This is a genomic window from Streptococcus sp. 2154, from assembly GCF_013277255.1.
GTDB lineage: Bacteria > Bacillota > Bacilli > Lactobacillales > Streptococcaceae > Streptococcus > Streptococcus pseudopneumoniae.
Genome location: NZ_VMMK01000018.1, coordinates 125,881 through 143,248, shown reverse-complemented (window position 1 = coordinate 143,248; position 17,368 = coordinate 125,881). Strand labels below are relative to the sequence as shown.

Below are 17,368 nucleotides of genomic sequence, written 5' to 3'. Positions count from 1 at the left end.
CGTCAGTTCTATCTACAACCGCAAAGCAGTGCTTTGAGCAACCTGCGGCTAGTTTCCTAGTTTGCTCTTTGATTTTCATTGAGTATCAGATTTAAGAAATTAACTTCCTCGTCTCCAGAAAATTGCTAAGACAATCATGGAACCTAAAACAGCTGGGATAATAGCTGTTCCTGATAAAACTGGCCCCCAAGTTCCAAAGAGCAAGTGACCTAGAAAGGCTCCGATCCAACCGAGAAACATTTTTCCAAAACATCCCATTCGCTCTCCACGATTGGTCAGAGTACCTGCTAAAAATCCCACTAGGAGACCAACGAACATACTTCCTAACATATTATCTCCTTAATTTGCCCAATTCCCATTACGGAAAAGAGGTACTCGCGTTCCATCCTCACGAATACCATCGATATCCATTTGGTTAGAACCAATCATAAAGTCTACGTGAACATCTGAACGGTTAAGCCCTGCAGCTTCAAGCTCCTCTTCGCTCATCTCCGCTCCATCAACAACGCTAGTCGCATAGGCTGCACCGATAGCCAAGTGGTTTGACGCATTTTCATCGAAAAGGGTGTTAAAGAAGGTAATGCCTGACTGAGAAATTGGACTTGGATCTGGTACCAAGGCACATTCACCCAAGGCACGCGCACCCGCATTTTCAAAGACAAGGTCTTTCATAACCTGATCACCCTTCTCAGCAGTGATATCTACGATTTGTCCATCCTTAAAGGTCACCTTAATGCCTTCAATGATATTTCCGTTGTAGCTAAGCGGTTTTGTAGAAGTGACATAACCATCTGCACGACGGAAGTCAGGCGCTGTGAAGACCTCTTCTGTCGGCATATTTGGCAAGAATTCTTCGCCCTGTGCATTAACAGCACCAGCTGATTCCCAAACGTGGTTCTTCGGCAAGCCAAGGGTCAAATCTGTCCCTGGCGCTGTGTAGTGAAGGGCTGAAAATTGCTCTTTATTGAGCATATCGGCCTTGCTCTTTAAGACAGCTTCATGTTCCTCCCAAGCCTTAACGGGATCTGCTTCGTAAACACGGCAAGTTTTGAAGATTTGGTCCCAAAGGAGATCGACTGCTTCTTCGTCGCTCGCAGCATTTGGAAAGACTTTCTTGGCCCACTCAAGTCCAGCAGCGGCTGCTACAGTCCAGCTAACCTTGTTAGATTGAGTTGCGATTCGCATTGGCTTCATGGCAAGTCCCATAGCTTTAGCAGAAGCTGAAAGCTTGTCAGCGTCCACTCCGTTCAAGGCACCTGGATCAGATGAACGAACTCCAAGACGGCTAGCCTTGTTCTCCAAGAGATAGTTCATCTCAGCAATCTTGTATTCTGGCACATTGTCCAAACGCTCCATCGGGGCATGGAGGAATTTCTCACGGTTAATCACATCATCTGTCCACTGAACGATGACCTCATGCGCACCCAAGGCATAAGCTTCTTTCACGATTAGATGTGCCAATTCACGTTGCTCCACATCAATAGAGAGAGCCAAAGTGTGACCAGGTTGCACGTTAATTCCGTTCGCAACCAACAATTTCGCATATTTTTCTAGATTTTCTTTAAAATTTGGTAAAACCATGTAATTTTCTCTTTTCTATTTTTATTTTTCTTTCACAGCAGAGAATAATCCTGCTAAAGCAATGACACCTGACAAAAGTGCTGTTGATAGAAGAATTGTCTGATCAGCAAGGTCTAATTGATACTCAAAGACTTTTTCAGCTGGTTTGTCTTCCGCAAAAATTCTTAGTTTCATGAAATGTCCTTTCTTATTCTTCATGCTCTCCTAGGTAGAGGCGTCGTGCCTCTGGACTATTTGTGAGGATATCTATATAGGTTTCATAGTCATCAGGCAGAGGCTTTCCTAAAGAGATATCTTGTTCTGGATTTATATTTTTCCCATAAAGAAAGCAAAGATAGAGACGTTCGTTGAGTGTTGGAAATACTTCAATAGACATAAGTTCAGCCTGACCTACCCGATCCCAATCCTGTTCTTTGATATCTGATATGATATAGGTTTGGAAGAGTCCCATAAGTGGATTATCTTCTGGTAGTCCACTGTCTTTATCCGCCAGGACCAAAGAACAACGTCTACCAAAACCAGCAAGTTGGCGCTCCCTTCCCTTTACCGAAACAGTAATAGGATGCCCTCCAATATGGCTATAAATCCATTCTTTAGGCAGTTCATAATTTAACAGGGGGGTAACTTCTTTGACAATCGCTACAGGACTATAGCGTAGAAACTGGCGAGTAACAGCCTTACAAAAGAGGATATCTTCATCTTTCAAGGTCACTCCCTTCCAGTTATTTTCCTCATTAAAATGGTTGAAAAATACCAGATAGGGATCACGCACCATTTGTGCTAATACATAAACGCCATTTCGCAAACGTATGGAAATAACTTTCCCTGGTTTCCAGGGTGTTGCTCTTTTTTTCTTTTCCATCATGATACAACCTCAAACCTACACAAGACATTTCAAACTATTAAAACAAATCATCAAACAAGCTGAGCTGGTTATCCTCTGGCATATTTCCAAGAATCCCCATCTCATCCATCTTTTCAACCAAGGTTGATGAGAGTCCACCACGCTTGCGTAGTTCTGTTTTAGAGAGGAATTCTCCCTCTTCACGCGCTCGCACCAACTGCTTAGCAACGTTCTCTCCCAGACCATCCATTGCTACAAATGGCGGGATGAGGGTGTCTCCATCGATGAGGAATTCAGTCGCATCACTGCGGTAGAGATCGAGTTTGCCAAACTTAAAGCCACGCTCCCACATCTCATTGACAATCTCAAGAGTTGTATAAAGATCAATTTCTACATTAGAGGCTTCATTGTTCTTCCGTTTTTCAGAGATTTCTTCCATTCTGCGCTTGATAGCCTCCAAGCCCGCCCCCATGGTCTTGATATCAAAAGCCTTAGCACGGATTGAGAAATAAGCACAGTAGTAATAAATGGGATGATGAACCTTGAAGTAAGCTACGCGCAAGGCCATCATAACGTAGGCTGCCGCATGGGCTTTAGGGAACATGTACTTAATTTTCCCACAGGATTCGATATACCACTCTGGTACCTTATTAGCCTTCATGGCTTCGATGTAGCCATTGCGTTCCTCTTCGGAAATCTTGAGCCACAATCCCTTACGTACCCGTTCCATGATGGTAAAGGCCATCTTAGGTTCCAGACCAGCATGCATGAGGTAAACCATGATGTCGTCCCGACAACCAATAACAGTCGATAGGTCTGCTATTCCTTGCTTAATCAAATCTTGGGCATTTCCCAACCAGACATCTGTACCATGGGATAGACCTGAGAGCTGAAGCAACTCCGCAAAAGTCGTCGGATGGGTTTCATCTACCATGCCTCGGACAAAGTTGGTTCCAAACTCTGGAATCCCCAGCATACCCGTAGGCGTTCCGATTTGCTCAGGTGTTACTCCTAGCACATCAGTCCCAGAAAAGAGTGCCATCACGCCTTCGTCATCCATAGGAATTTCATTAGGGTCAATCCCAGACAAATCCTGAAGTTTCCGAATCATGGTCGGATCATCATGTCCTAGAACATCTAGCTTGAGGACATTCTCATCGATATCGTGGAAGTTAAAGTGAGTGGTCTGCCATTCAGCCGTCACATCATCTGCTGGATACTGGACAGGCGTAAAATCATAGACATCCATGTAGTTAGGAATAACAACGATTCCCCCCGGGTGTTGTCCTGTTGTCCGCTTGACACCAGCGGCACCTTGAGCGAGGCGTTCTACCTCTGCGTCACGATAAAACTTGCCATAATCTCGCTCATAGCCCTTTACAAAGCCATAGGCAGTCTTGGCAGCCACCGTACCAACCGTTCCTGCACGGAAGGCATATTCCTCACCAAAGATATCACGCACATCCAAGTGGGCGCTAGGCTGGTCTTCTCCCGAAAAGTTCAAGTCAATATCAGGAACCTTATCCCCATCAAAACCAAGGAAGGTCTCGAAAGGAATATCTTGCCCATTTTTGCTGAGTTTGTGACCACAGTTTGGACAGTCCTTATTGGGCATATCAAAACCTGAACCGTAAGATCCATCGGTGATAAACTCACTATACTGACACTGACCACAGACATAGTGAGGAGAGAGAGGATTAACCTCCGTAATCCCAATCATAGTCGCAACGAAACTGGAACCAACAGATCCACGGGAACCAACCAAGTAACCCCGTTCATTGGAACGTTGCACCAGCATCTGCGAGGCTAGATAAATCACGGCAAATCCATTCCCCAAAATAGAGGTTAGTTCTTTTTCAATCCGCAAATCAACAATATCTGGCAACGGATTTCCATAAATCTCAAAGGCCTTCTTATAGGTTAATTCGGCAACTGTTTCTTCAGCCTTGTTGATGAAAGGCGTGTACAAGTCACCCTTAACGACCTCAACAGGTTCAAAGATTTCTGCTAAGGCATTGGGATTTTCAATAACCAGTTTACGAGCCAGTTCCTCTCCCAAGAAGGCAAATTCATCCAACATCTCATTAGTCGTTCGAAAATGAGCCTTGGGAAGAGGAGCGGGTTGGGCATGTTCACCATGACCAATGGTTCGGTTAATCATAGCCCCCTGTCCCAAACTACGGACGATAATTTCACGATAAATCTCTTCTTCCGGTTCGATATAGTGGACATTTCCCGTAGCCAGAACAGGCTTGCCAAGGCGGTCTCCAACCTCTATCAAACTCTTGATAATGGTCTGGAGTTCCTCCATATCCTTGACCTGCTCCTTGGCAATCAAGGGAGCATAAATAGCAGGTGGCATAACCTCGATAAAGTCATAATACTTAGCCACCTCAACCGCCGCATCCACACCTTGGGAAACGACTGCATCAAAAACTTCGCCTTCTGCACAAGCTGATCCTAAAATCAAGCCCTCCCGATGGGCATCTAGAACCGTTCTCGGAATCCGTGGTACCCCTTCAAAGTACTTGGTATTAGACAAGGAAACCAGCTTAAAGATATTTTTTAGCCCTACTTGATTCTTGACATAAATGGTCGCATGTTTAATCCGAGCTTTTTTATAAGAATCTGGACTAATCAAATCAATGTTTAGTCTATCCAAGTCGGTCACACCATGTTTTTCTGCCACCTCTTTGATAAAGATGAAAAGCAGACGACCAGTAGCTTCCGCATCGTAGTTGGCCATGTGGTGATGTTCCAAAGCCACACCAAAACGCTTAGTCAAAGGCCCCAAACCATGACGTTTGTACTCAGGATAGAGGTTTCGAGCAAACTCCAGCGTATCAATCACTGGCTGACTAATCTTTGGCAGACCATGACGCTCATAATTGGCATTCATAAAGCCAACGTCAAAGGTCGCATTGTGGGCGACTAGGACCGTATCCTTGCAAAATTCTTGAAATTCCTGTAACACTTGTTCCAGTGGTTTAGCATTTTTGACATGGTCATCTGTAATTCCAGTCAACTCAGTAGTAAACGCTGACAAGGGATGTCCAGGATTAATAAATTCATCAAATTCAGCAATGACATTCCCCTTGTACATCTTAGAGGCCGCAACCTGAATCAAATCATTATAGATAGCTGAAAGTCCCGTCGTTTCCACGTCAAAGACCACATAGGTCGCTTCTGACAAGTCCATCTCCACTTCGTTATAGACGATAGGGACACGGTCCTCCACGATATTGGCTTCCATCCCATAGATCAGCTGGATTCCCGCTTTCTTAGCCGCCTTATAGCCATGTGGGAAGGACTGGACATTTCCATGATCCGTGATGGCAACCGCCTTGTGTCCCCACTTAGCAGCTGTTGCAACGATTTCTTCTACCTCTGGCAAAGCATCCATAGTCGACATGTTAGTATGAGCATGAAACTCAACCCGACGCTCACCTTCTGGCATCAAATCCTTCCGCTCATAGTGAACAACTTCCTGCACATCCTGTACGTTCATCGTCAAATCTCGTGTGAAGTTATTCATCTCCACATTCCCACGCACTCGGAGCCAAGAATTCTTCTTGATGAGATCAAACTTTTGAGCTTCTTCCTCATTTTTAACCCACTTTTGCATAGAAAAACTTGAAGTGTAGTCCGTCATTTTAAAGTTGATCAAAACACGCCCTGTTCTGGTCACTTTTTGCTCCACATCAAAAACAACCCCTTCAAATACCAAACGATTTTCCTCCGTCGTCACTTCGATCATAGGAGTAATCTCCGCCTTATCCAGCTTGGGTTTAGCTGCAGCTTTTTTGGCTTGAAAATCAAAGGCTGGTTTCTCTTCAGCTGGAGGTGGTGCCATCTGTTCCAGTTGTTCCATAGCACGAAGCGCTTCCTCATTGGCAGCTTGAACAATCTGCTCATTTTCAGCATGAAAGGCTTCCTCTTGCTCTTGGGTCAGCACATCATTTTTCTCTACTTGACAATTAAAAGTTGGAAAGCCAAATTGTTCAAGTTGTTTCGCTAAATTAGGAAGATGATTCTTCTTAAAATGTTCCTTATCAATCGCCTCTGAACCCTCAATAAAGAGTTGATTGCCCTCAGCACGAACTTGCAAATTCTGATAAAGAGATTTAAAACCTTGACTAGCACATGGCCCTTCAGAAAAAGCTTCTCTATAATAGGCCTGCAAGAGCTGATTTGAAAATTCTTGAGACAGAGCCTTGATCTCAAAAACAGCTTTATTGCCTGTCTTAGAAAATTTTTCGCTTAAACCTTTCTTTAATTCTAAAAAGATTTCAATCGGTAAAATATTAGAAAATATGAAATGAAACTCCCATACCTTACTAATTTTATGAACTACAACTCGCTCAATATCAGCCTGTGATAAAGCAGGAGCCTGTCTCATTTCAGCAGGCATCCCCAATTGATTCATCAAAATTTCAAAACTGTTTGACATTCATTTTCCTCACATTATTCTCCTACTATTTTACCATATTTAGAGGTATTTTCTAAAGACAAAAGGAAGCCACTAAGTGACTTCCTTTTAGAGCGAGGACTGATTAGTCTTCACCTTTGTTTTTCTTAATGATTTCTTCTTGTACTGACTTAGGTACATCTTCGTAGTGGTCAAATACCATCATGAATGTACCACGTCCTTGAGATGCAGAACGAAGAACTGTTGCGTAACCGAACATTTCAGCAAGTGGAACGTAAGCACGAACGATTTGGCTGTTACCGTGTGCTTCCATACCATCTACACGTCCACGACGAGCAGTTACGTGACCCATAACATCACCAAGGTTTTCTTCTGGAACAGTGATTGTTACAAGCATCATTGGTTCAAGGATAGCTGGTTGTGCTGATTTAGCAGCTTCTTTCAGAGCAAGTGAAGCCGCGATCTTGAAGGCAGTTTCAGATGAGTCGACATCGTGGTATGAACCATCGTAAAGTTTAGCTTTAACGTCAACCATTGGGTAACCTGCAAGAACACCGTTAGCCATAGATTCTACCAAACCTTTTTCAACCGCTGGGATAAATTCACGAGGAACCACACCACCGACGATTGCGTTTTCGAATTCGAATCCTTTACCTTCTTCGTTTGGAGTAAATTCAATCCATACATCACCAAATTGACCTTTACCACCAGACTGACGTTTGAAGAATCCACGAGCTTGAGTAGAAGCGCGGAATGTTTCACGGTAAGATACTTGAGGAGCACCTACGTTTGCTTCAACTTTGAACTCACGACGCATACGATCAACAAGGACATCAAGGTGAAGCTCACCCATACCAGAGATAACTGTTTCACCAGTTTCAACGTTTGTTTCAACGCGGAATGTTGGATCTTCTTCAGCCAATTTTTGAAGGGCGATACCCATCTTGTCTTGGTCAGCTTTAGATTTTGGCTCAACCATCAATTGGATAACTGGTTCTGGAACGTTGATTGACTCAAGGATGATTTTAGCTTTTTCATCTGTCAATGAGTCACCAGTTGTAGTATCTTTCAAACCAACGGCAGCAGCGATATCACCTGAGTAAACAGTGTCGATTTCTTGACGGCTGTTGGCGTGCATTTGAAGGATACGTCCGATACGTTCACGTTTACCTTTGGAAGTGTTCAATACGTATGAACCTGATTGAAGAACACCTGAGTAAACACGGAAGAATGTCAAACGACCTACGAATGGGTCAGTCATGATCTTGAAGGCAAGAGCTGCAAATGGCTCTTCATCAGATGCTGGACGAGTTTCTTCAGCGTCTGTATCTGGGTTAATACCTTTGATTGCTGGGATGTCAAGTGGGCTTGGAAGGTAGTCGATAACCGCATCAAGCATCAATTGAACACCTTTGTTTTTGAAGGCTGAACCACACAATACTGGGAAGAATTCAACGTTGATAGTCGCTTTACGGATACCAGCTTTCAATTCTTCGTTAGTGATTTCTTCACCTTCGAGGTATTTCATCATCAATTCTTCGTCAGTTTCAGCAACTGCTTCAATCAATTTTTCACGGTATTCTTGAGCTTGGTCAAGGTATTCAGCTGGGATGTCTTCTTCAAGGATATCTGTACCAAGGTCGTTAGTATAGATTTCAGCTTTCATCTTGATTAAGTCGATGATACCACGGAAGTCATCTTCAGAACCGATTGGCAATTGGATTGGGTGGGCATTTGCTTGAAGACGATCGTGAAGTGTGCTTACAGAGTAAAGGAAGTCAGCACCGATTTTGTCCATTTTGTTGGCAAATACGATACGTGGAACTCCATACTCAGTTGCTTGACGCCAAACTGTTTCAGTTTGAGGCTCAACACCTGATTGTGAGTCAAGAACTGTAACCGCACCGTCCAATACACGAAGAGAACGTTGTACTTCGATAGTGAAGTCCACGTGTCCTGGTGTGTCGATGATGTTTACGCGGTGGTTGTTCCATTGAGCTGTTGTCGCAGCAGATGTGATAGTGATACCACGCTCTTGCTCTTGCTCCATCCAGTCCATTTGTGACGCACCTTCGTGAGTTTCACCGATTTTGTGGATTTTACCAGTGTAGTAAAGGATACGCTCAGTTGTAGTTGTTTTACCAGCATCGACGTGAGCCATGATACCGATATTACGAGTTTTTTCAAGTGAAAATTCGCGTGCCATGAGGTTTGTTTCTCCTATTTATTTTTGATTTCTATTCTATTATAACACGATTTTAATAAAAACGGATAGGCAGGACCTACCCGTTCTCAATGTTTTCATGCTATTGTTGGTTTCAACTTACGAGATGGTAAGTTGAGTTATAGCTAATACTAATCGATTTAGCTAATTTGAACCCAGGCTAAAAGCTTGGAAAATAGATAAGCTCTCCTAGAATCTTCGATTCTTCGTCAAGCTTCCTAATTTTCAGTCGCTTTTTTAACGCCCTTAGTATCTTAATCTTACCAACGGAAGTGTGCGAATGCACGGTTAGCTTCAGCCATACGGTGAGTGTCTTCACGTTTCTTAACAGCTGCACCAGTGTTGTTAGCAGCATCCAAGATTTCTTTTGCGAGACGGTCTTGCATTGTGTGTTCACCACGAAGACGAGCGATTGTTACCAACCAACGAAGTCCAAGTGTTGTACGACGTTCTGGACGAACTTCAACTGGGACTTGGTAGTTAGAACCACCAACACGACGTGCACGTACTTCAAGTACAGGCATGATGTTTTCCATAGCTGTTTCAAATACTTCAAGTGCATCGTTGCCAGTAGCTTCTTTGATTTGCTCAAAAGCACCGTAAACGATTGAAGCAGCTGTACCACGTTTACCGTCAAGCATAACGCGGTTGATAAGACGAGTAACTAGTTGTGAATTGTAAAGCGGATCTGGCAATACGTCACGTTTTGGAGCTCTATTTTTACGACTCATTTCTCTTTATCCCCTTTCCTTATGCTTTTGGACGTTTAGTACCGTATTTAGAACGGCCTTGTTTACGATCGTTAACACCTGCAGTATCAAGTGCACCACGGACGATATGGTAACGTACCCCTGGAAGGTCTTTTACACGTCCACCACGAAGAAGCACCACGCTGTGCTCTTGCAAGTTGTGTCCGATACCTGGGATGTAGGCAGTAACTTCGATAAGGTTGCTCAAACGTACACGAGCGAATTTACGAAGGGCTGAGTTAGGTTTTTTAGGTGTCATTGTTCCAACACGAGTTGCAACACCACGTTTTTGTGGTGAAGAAACGTTTGTTTGAACTTTTTTATGACTGTTGTAACCAACGTTCAAAGCTGGTGATTTAGATTTTTCTACTTTTGATTTACGCGGTTTGCGAACCAATTGGTTAATTGTAGGCATCTACATTCTCCTGTGTTTTTTTATTTTTGGTGATGATACACTTGGTGACAGCTATCATCTGTGTGTACTTTTGCAACATTTGTCAGCACGTCCCTGTACACTCTTGAGAGACCAAAAGTAAAAAGTACCGTCTATTATTGTAACAAAATTTTCCATTGGTTGTCAAGATATTTTTCTTTTTTATTGCTAATCTTTTCACTGGGGTAACTTCTCAAAGTAACTTATACTTACCTAACCGAAGTGGAAATTAGTCTAAAACGGATTTTTATGGTGGAATTAAGTCTGAGACTTTCCGTTCCATCATTGAGAAGACGGAAAAGACCCGTCAACGATTTCAAAAGAAATCAAGCGCAATCGCATCATGCACCCAACATCCGTCAAATCTGATTGCACGGATTGCCCACTTCTCAAAAAGCTCCCTATGTCTGTAACAACGCGTTTTTCTCATACCAAAAGCTAGGTTGTGGAAAACTGGAAGTTAGTTTTATATTGAATTGAAATAAGATATGAACAAATCTATTGGAAAAGTCAACTTAATTTCTAGAAATGTTTTAATAGCAATAACGTACTATTCTAGTTTCAAGCTGCTATAGAAGTTCCCCTTTTCATCTTTTCATTCTCTCAAAAGCCAATCATAAAAGAGGAGAAATCGAAGTTCCTCCTCTTCACTGTTTACTATCGAATCAAGTAAATCAAATCGTTACTCATTCACAATTTTTTCATCAACTTTAGGATTTAGAGTTGTTCCCCAATGTGTAATTGTACGCTGTTGTACTAGTGGTAAGTCTGTGCGGTTGTAAACTGTACGCCATGGTTCCCATACAAGACCCGTCTTTTCTTGAACCTTGATGCGAAGATTACGGACATTTCCTCTAAATTGAATCTCTGTTTGGAAGCCTGAAGTTCTGTTTTTTCCGTTATCTTCCCATTGATGTGAACGGATTTCTGGATTTCCTTGTTCATCATATGTAATTTCATCCCAATAGATGTAATAACGCGCAACATAAGCACCCTTATGATGAAGTTTCAAGAAACCATTTTTGTAAGAAGTAACCTTCGTTTCGATATAGTCTGTACTATTTTGTAAAGTTGCTTGGGCATTATCTTTTAGGAAGGCAGTCTTATATGAGATTGGCACAGCTGGACTTTGAGCGCTAAAGTTAGCTCCTTCTCTGATGAGTTCCTTCAAGTTTTCGACTGTTCCTGTGACAACTTTGGCGGCACCGCTAGCATTACCTCCTACAATTACCGCTGTTACAGAAGTGTTCTTCAATAGACGGCTCCATTCAGAATTTGGAGCAATTGTTGCGCCTTTGATAACCGCATTGATAGCTGCTTTTAATTCAGTAGACTTACTTGTTGACTCAAACTTAACATAGATTTGACGTCCGTAAGAAACGTTTGATACATATACAGGTGGAGTTTGTGAATCAACGCCTCTCTGTTTTAAATCTTCAGGTGTCACACTCTTGTCAAATACAGCCGCTGGATTGGTCGGTGCATCAAATGTCGCTGTATAGTAGATTTGTTTAAAGTTTACAACTTCAATTTGCTTTTCACCCTTTTGTACAGCCTCAAAGTCAATCTTAAGCGGTGCACCTGCTTTTTCAAAGTCTGCACCAAATTTTGCTTTCAATTGATTCATGCTATAGGCTGTAGTTGATTCATACTGAACACGTGCAGGAACGGAATGGCTAGATGAGTAATTCTTTGTCCATCTTTCAACCAAGGTATTCATCGCAGACTGCATACCACTAGTTGTAGGATCTGCTTCAATTCGGCTGTCAGACTGAATCATACCAGGTAAATCGACGCTGACTGTCCCCTTTGCACGGGCAAGACTAATCAATTCTGGCTGATTTTCTAGCAGATTTTGGTTTGCCTTATACAAGCCACCTAGGAAGACATTTTGATTTCCATTGATGGAAACATCTGCTGTGCCTGTAGAGAGGGTTTTCTTGATTTTTTCTACAACGACAAACTCTCCATTTTGTTCCTTAGCACTTGTGTTGTAGCGATTTTCTAAGGTTTCTCCTTTGCGAGTTAAAATATCCAAAGGATTATAAGTTAAGCCAAAAAGGTAGTCTTTCAATGCTGATGTTTGATCTACTACTGGTGCAGTTCTATCCTGTCCAACTTGAGTTGTTGCTGAACGGAATACTTCCACTTCTGCCAAGCTCAATGGGGTATTTTTAGTTTTCAACTCCACTTTTACATAACGAGCGTCTTTGGCGGTGAAGAAAACTTCAAGTTCTGCCTTCCCATTCAAACTATCAAAGTGTTGACGAGCAACTTCTTGTTTTGCTTCATTTAACAAAACAACATCAAAATTGGAAAGACGATTAGCTACATTCCCATCTCCACGATTGTAAAGTTTAACTTTTCCAACATTCTCTGTTTTTCCAAGATCAACTTGCCACCAAGCATTGTCTTCAAAGTTTGTATGCGTTACAGAATGGTGCCCATAGTCACTATCAACATTACCATCCACTGCTCGTGTAGCAGCTCCTCCATAAGCAGTAGAACTTTGACTAGCTTGTTTTCCACGAGCGATGTTTTCTGTCTCAACTGGACGATTCCCTTGCTCTGTAGCCAAAGCTACTCCCTGAGCGTTCAATAAAAATGCCGCAACAACAGCACTACACACACCGAGTCCACACTTTTTGACAAAGCGATGCAAACGTTTTTCCTGATTCATTCCTTATTCCTCCGTTTTTAAATGAATACGTTTTCCTATTTGTCTATAGTTTATCAAATTTCAAGTAAAAGTCAAGCACAAACCAGCAAAAAAGTCAAGAAAATAAGAAGAAAACGTTTGCTGAATTTTTCTGATATTTTCTTTCGATTTCCAGTAAATACTATAGTTTGGAAACTAGATAAAACTTGAGAAGCGCTAGCTTTTTTCTTTTCCTATTTATAGTTTCACTAGATGAGCTTTTTAAAAGAAATATTAGAGAGCAATTTCTGAATAAAAATAGCTGGGAACACATCATCTTCCTAATAATACGGCTTTGCTTATGTGACATTTTTATACTAATTCAAACCACGTCAACGTCGCCTTGCCGTACTCAAGTACAGCCTGCGGCTAGTTTCCTAGTTTGCTCTTTGATTTTCATTGAGTATTATTTCCATTATTTATACTGATATATAAAATAATACGGAAAACTTCTCAAAAGTAAGAATTTCTTTGACAAACCAAAGAAAACGCTTGCATATTGTTTTACTACATGCTATACTGGTATAGAAATTTATTGATTGGAGAATCATCATGAGAAAAACACCAGCTCAAACTGAGAAAAAAATGGTCTACAGCATCCGTTCCCTCAAAAATGGAACTGGTTCTGTCCTTATCGGCGCAAGCCTTGTCTTGCTTGCCATGGCTACACCAACTATCTCAGCAGACGAAAGTACACCAACCACTAACGCAAATAATAGTGAAACTACTACTGCCCTTGCCCAGCCTCTTACTGATACAGCAACTAGCACTGGTAAGAAAGAAAGCGATTTTTCTTCACCTAATAATGCAAGCGCTTCCCTAGAGAAAGAAGAAAAACCTGCAACAGAGGCGACCACTCCTGTTGCAAGCCCAGCCGATCCAGCACCACAAACTGGACAAGATCGTTCAAGTGAGACAACTACTTCCACTAGTCCAGTAACGACTGAAACTAAGGCAGAAGAGCCCATCGAAGATAACTACTTCCGTATCCATGTCAAAAAACTTCCTGAAAAAAACAAGGATGCTCAAGGACTATGGACTTGGGACGATGTTGAAAAACCATCTGAAAATTGGCCAAACGGAGCCTTGTCCTTCAAGGATGCCAAAAAAGATGACTACGGCTATTACCTAGATGTCAAATTAAAGGGAGAAGAAGCCAAGAAAATTAGCTTCCTCATCAACAATACAGCTGGAAAAAATCTAACCGGCGATAAATCTATAGAAAAACTAGTTCCAAAAATGAACGAGGCTTGGTTAGACCAAGATTACAAGGTTTTCTCTTACGAGCCACAGCCTGCAGGAACTGTTCGCGTCAACTACTACCGCACAGATGGCAACTATGACAAGAAATCTCTCTGGTACTGGGGAGATGTGAAAAATCCAAGTAGCGCTCAATGGCCTGACGGAACAGACTTTACGGCTACAGGCAAATATGGCCGCTATATCGACATTCCTCTTAATGAAGCCGCAAGAGAATTTGGATTTTTATTACTAGATGAGAGCAAAGAAGGAGACGACGTGAAAATCCGTAAAGAAGATTATAAGTTTACAGATTTGAAAAATCATAGCCAAATTTTCCTAAAAGACGATGACGAATCAATTTACACAAATCCATACTATGTCCATGATATCCGTATGACAGGTGCCCAACACGTAGGAACTTCTAGCATTGAAAGTAGTTTTTCAACACTTGTCGGTGCTAAAAAAGAGGATATCCTCAAACACTCCAACATCACTAATCACCTAGGAAATAAAGTAGCTATCACCGATGTTGCAATAGATGAAGCTGGTAAAAAAGTGACCTACAGCGGAGATTTCTCTGACACAAAACACCCATATACTGTTAGCTACAATTCCGGCCAATTCACTACCAAAACAAGCTGGCGCCTGAAAGATGAGGCTTACAGCTATGATGGTAAACTTGGAGCTGATCTTAAAGAAGAAGGAAAACAAGTTGATTTGACCCTCTGGTCACCAAGTGCTGATAAGGTTTCTGTCGTTGTCTACGACAAGAATGACCCTGACAAGGTAGTTGGAACTGTCGCTCTTGAAAAAGGGGAAAGAGGAACTTGGAAACAAACTCTAGACAGCACAAACAAACTCGGAATCACCGATTTCACTGGATACTACTATCAATACCAAATCGAGCGTCAAGGTAAAACTGTTCTTGCACTCGATCCTTACGCTAAATCTCTTGCTGCTTGGAATAGCGACGATGCCAAGATTGACGATGCCCATAAAGTGGCTAAAGCCGCCTTTGTAGATCCAGCTAAACTCGGACCTCAAGACTTAACTTATGGTAAGATTCACAATTTCAAGACTCGTGAAGACGCCGTTATCTACGAAGCTCATGTGCGTGATTTCACTTCAGATCCTGCCATTGCAAAAGACTTAACCAAACCATTTGGTACCTTTGAAGCCTTTATTGAAAAACTAGACTACCTCAAAGACTTAGGTGTGACCCACATCCAGCTCCTTCCAGTCTTGTCTTACTACTTTGTCAATGAATTGAAAAACCATGAACGCTTGTCTGACTATGCTTCAAGCAACAGCAACTACAACTGGGGATATGACCCTCAAAACTACTTCTCATTGACTGGTATGTACTCAAGCGATCCTAAGAATCCAGAAAAACGAATCGCAGAATTTAAAAACCTCATCAACGAAATCCACAAACGTGGCATGGGAGCTATCCTAGACGTAGTTTATAACCATACAGCCAAAGTCGATCTCTTTGAAGATTTAGAACCAAACTACTACCACTTTATGGATGCTGATGGGACACCTCGAACTAGCTTTGGTGGTGGACGCTTGGGGACAACCCACCATATGAGCAAACGGATCCTAGTTGACTCTATCAAATATCTAGTTGATACCTACAAAGTGGATGGCTTCCGTTTCGATATGATGGGAGACCATGACGCCGCTTCTATCGAAGAAGCTTACAAGGCTGCACGCGCCCTCAATCCAAACCTAATCATGCTTGGTGAAGGTTGGAGAACCTATGCTGGTGATGAAAATATGCCTACTAAAGCTGCTGACCAAGATTGGATGAAACATACCGATACTGTCGCTGTCTTCTCAGATGACATCCGTAACAACCTCAAGTCTGGTTATCCAAACGAAGGTCAACCTGCCTTTATCACAGGTGGCAAGCGTGATATCAACACTATCTTCAAAAATCTCATTGCTCAACCAACCAACTTTGAAGCAGACAGTCCTGGAGATGTCATCCAATACATCGCAGCCCATGATAACTTGACCCTCTTTGACATCATTGCCCAGTCTATCAAAAAAGACCCAAGCAAGGCTGAGAACTATGCTGAAATCCACCGTCGTTTGCGACTTGGAAACCTCATGGTCTTGACAGCTCAAGGAACTCCGTTTATCCACTCTGGTCAGGAATACGGGCGTACCAAACAATTCCGTGACCCAGCCTACAAGACTCCAGTAGCAGAGGACAAACAACCAAACAAATCTCACTTGTTGCGTGATAAGGATGGCAATCCGTTTGACTATCCTTACTTCATCCATGACTCTTACGATTCTAGCGATGCAGTCAACAAGTTTGACTGGACTAAGGCTACAGATGGAAAAGCATATCCTGAAAATGTCAAGAGCCGTGACTACATGAAAGGTTTGATTGCCCTTCGTCAATCTACAGATGCCTTCCGACTTAAGAGTCTCCAAGATATCAAAGACCGTGTACACCTCATAACTGTTCCAGGCCAAAATGGTGTAGAAAAAGAGGATGTAGTGATTGGCTACCAAATCACTGCTCCAAACGGTGATATCTACGCAGTCTTTGTCAATGCGGACGAAAAAGCTCGCGAATTTAATTTGGGAACTGCCTTTGCCCATCTAAGAAATGCTGAAGTTTTGGCAGATGAGAACCAAGCAGGACCAGTCGGAATTGCCAACCCGAAAGGACTTGAATGGACTGAAAAAGGCTTGAAATTGAATGCCCTTACAGCTACTGTTCTTCGAGTCTCTCAAAATGGAACTAGCCATGAGTCAACTGCAGAAGAGAAACCAGACTCAACCCCTTCCAAGCCTGAACATCAAGACCCAGCTCCACAAGCTAAACCTGATTCTACTAAACCATCTGCAACAGTAGCTGATTCAGAAAATAAACCTAGCCAAGCTACAACTGATTCACAAGCTGAACAACCAGCACAAGAAGCACAAGCATCATCTGTAAAAGAAGCGGTTCGAAACGAATCGGTAGAAAGCTCTAGCAAGGAAAATATACCTGCAACCCCAGATAAACAAGCTGAACTTCCAAATACAGGAATCAAAAACGAAAACAAACTCCTATTTGCAGGAATCAGCCTCCTTACGCTCCTTGGTCTCGGTTTCTTACTAAAAAATAAAAAAGAGAACTAAACTAGCCCTCCTATAGAACTATCC

10 protein-coding genes and 1 pseudogene are annotated in these 17,368 nt (G+C 42.3%); 2 read left to right on the top strand and 9 right to left on the bottom strand.

What is annotated here, in order from left to right:
- Positions 1-99 precede the first annotated feature (99 nt).
- The 8 genes from HT693_RS02530 to rpsL all read right to left on the bottom strand — a co-directional run bounded on the left by HT693_RS02530 (position 100) and on the right by rpsL (position 10,242).
- The gene (locus tag HT693_RS02530) at positions 100-330 is read right to left on the bottom strand and encodes a GlsB/YeaQ/YmgE family stress response membrane protein (RefSeq protein WP_023932538.1); all 231 of its coding nucleotides are present in this window, start codon (positions 328-330) and stop codon (positions 100-102) included.
- Between the two features lie 9 nt (positions 331-339).
- Positions 340-1,581, bottom strand: coding sequence for an aminopeptidase (locus tag HT693_RS02525; RefSeq protein ID WP_172924775.1), 1,242 nt, complete (start codon positions 1,579-1,581; stop codon positions 340-342).
- 21 nt (positions 1,582-1,602) lie between these two features.
- Positions 1,603-1,755 carry a hypothetical protein gene (locus tag HT693_RS02520; RefSeq protein ID WP_031222513.1) on the bottom strand — a complete coding sequence of 51 codons (153 nt, stop codon included), beginning with the start codon at positions 1,753-1,755 and terminating at the stop codon, positions 1,603-1,605.
- A gap of 13 nt (positions 1,756-1,768) precedes the next feature.
- Complete coding sequence (locus HT693_RS02515; protein ID WP_000970259.1) at positions 1,769-2,446, bottom strand: hypothetical protein; 678 nt, start codon at positions 2,444-2,446, stop codon at positions 1,769-1,771.
- Positions 2,447-2,483: 37 nt separating this feature from the next.
- The gene (locus HT693_RS02510) at positions 2,484-6,875 is read right to left on the bottom strand and encodes a PolC-type DNA polymerase III (RefSeq protein WP_172924773.1); all 4,392 of its coding nucleotides are present in this window, start codon (positions 6,873-6,875) and stop codon (positions 2,484-2,486) included.
- 103 nt (positions 6,876-6,978) lie between these two features.
- Positions 6,979-9,060, bottom strand: coding sequence for an elongation factor G (gene fusA, locus HT693_RS02505; RefSeq protein ID WP_000090345.1), 2,082 nt, complete (start codon positions 9,058-9,060; stop codon positions 6,979-6,981).
- Between the two features lie 278 nt (positions 9,061-9,338).
- Positions 9,339-9,809, bottom strand: coding sequence for a 30S ribosomal protein S7 (rpsG, locus tag HT693_RS02500; protein WP_000087873.1), 471 nt, complete (start codon positions 9,807-9,809; stop codon positions 9,339-9,341).
- Positions 9,810-9,828: 19 nt separating this feature from the next.
- The gene (rpsL, locus tag HT693_RS02495) at positions 9,829-10,242 is read right to left on the bottom strand and encodes a 30S ribosomal protein S12 (RefSeq protein ID WP_001142332.1); all 414 of its coding nucleotides are present in this window, start codon (positions 10,240-10,242) and stop codon (positions 9,829-9,831) included.
- 275 nt (positions 10,243-10,517) lie between these two features.
- Between rpsL and HT693_RS02490 the strand changes: the two are divergent.
- A pseudogene (locus HT693_RS02490) lies at positions 10,518-10,677 on the top strand (helix-turn-helix domain-containing protein); the annotation flags it as partial.
- A gap of 265 nt (positions 10,678-10,942) precedes the next feature.
- Here HT693_RS02490 and HT693_RS02485 read toward each other — a convergent pair.
- The gene (locus HT693_RS02485) at positions 10,943-12,940 is read right to left on the bottom strand and encodes a thiol-activated cytolysin family protein (RefSeq protein WP_172924770.1); all 1,998 of its coding nucleotides are present in this window, start codon (positions 12,938-12,940) and stop codon (positions 10,943-10,945) included.
- 570 nt (positions 12,941-13,510) lie between these two features.
- Between HT693_RS02485 and spuA the strand changes: the two genes are divergently transcribed.
- Positions 13,511-17,344: an LPXTG-anchored pullulanase SpuA gene (gene spuA, locus HT693_RS02480; protein WP_172924768.1), complete on the top strand. Its 3,834-nt coding sequence runs from the start codon at positions 13,511-13,513 to the stop codon at positions 17,342-17,344.
- Positions 17,345-17,368 lie beyond the last annotated feature (24 nt).

Bases quoted from the DNA above. Each gene is read 5' to 3' on its own strand.
- HT693_RS02520 (WP_031222513.1), bottom strand. From the start codon at position 1,755: ATGAAACTAAGAATTTTTGCGGAAGACAAACCAGCTGAAAAAGTCTTT.
- spuA (WP_172924768.1), top strand. From the start codon at position 13,511: ATGAGAAAAACACCAGCTCAAACTGAGAAAAAAATGGTCTACAGCATC.
- HT693_RS02510 (WP_172924773.1), bottom strand. From the start codon at position 6,875: ATGTCAAACAGTTTTGAAATTTTGATGAATCAATTGGGGATGCCTGCT.
- rpsL (WP_001142332.1), bottom strand. From the start codon at position 10,242: ATGCCTACAATTAACCAATTGGTTCGCAAACCGCGTAAATCAAAAGTA.
- fusA (WP_000090345.1), bottom strand. From the start codon at position 9,060: ATGGCACGCGAATTTTCACTTGAAAAAACTCGTAATATCGGTATCATG.
- rpsG (WP_000087873.1), bottom strand. From the start codon at position 9,809: ATGAGTCGTAAAAATAGAGCTCCAAAACGTGACGTATTGCCAGATCCG.
- HT693_RS02525 (WP_172924775.1), bottom strand. From the start codon at position 1,581: ATGGTTTTACCAAATTTTAAAGAAAATCTAGAAAAATATGCGAAATTG.
- HT693_RS02485 (WP_172924770.1), bottom strand. From the start codon at position 12,940: ATGAATCAGGAAAAACGTTTGCATCGCTTTGTCAAAAAGTGTGGACTC.
- HT693_RS02515 (WP_000970259.1), bottom strand. From the start codon at position 2,446: ATGATGGAAAAGAAAAAAAGAGCAACACCCTGGAAACCAGGGAAAGTT.
- HT693_RS02530 (WP_023932538.1), bottom strand. From the start codon at position 330: ATGTTAGGAAGTATGTTCGTTGGTCTCCTAGTGGGATTTTTAGCAGGT.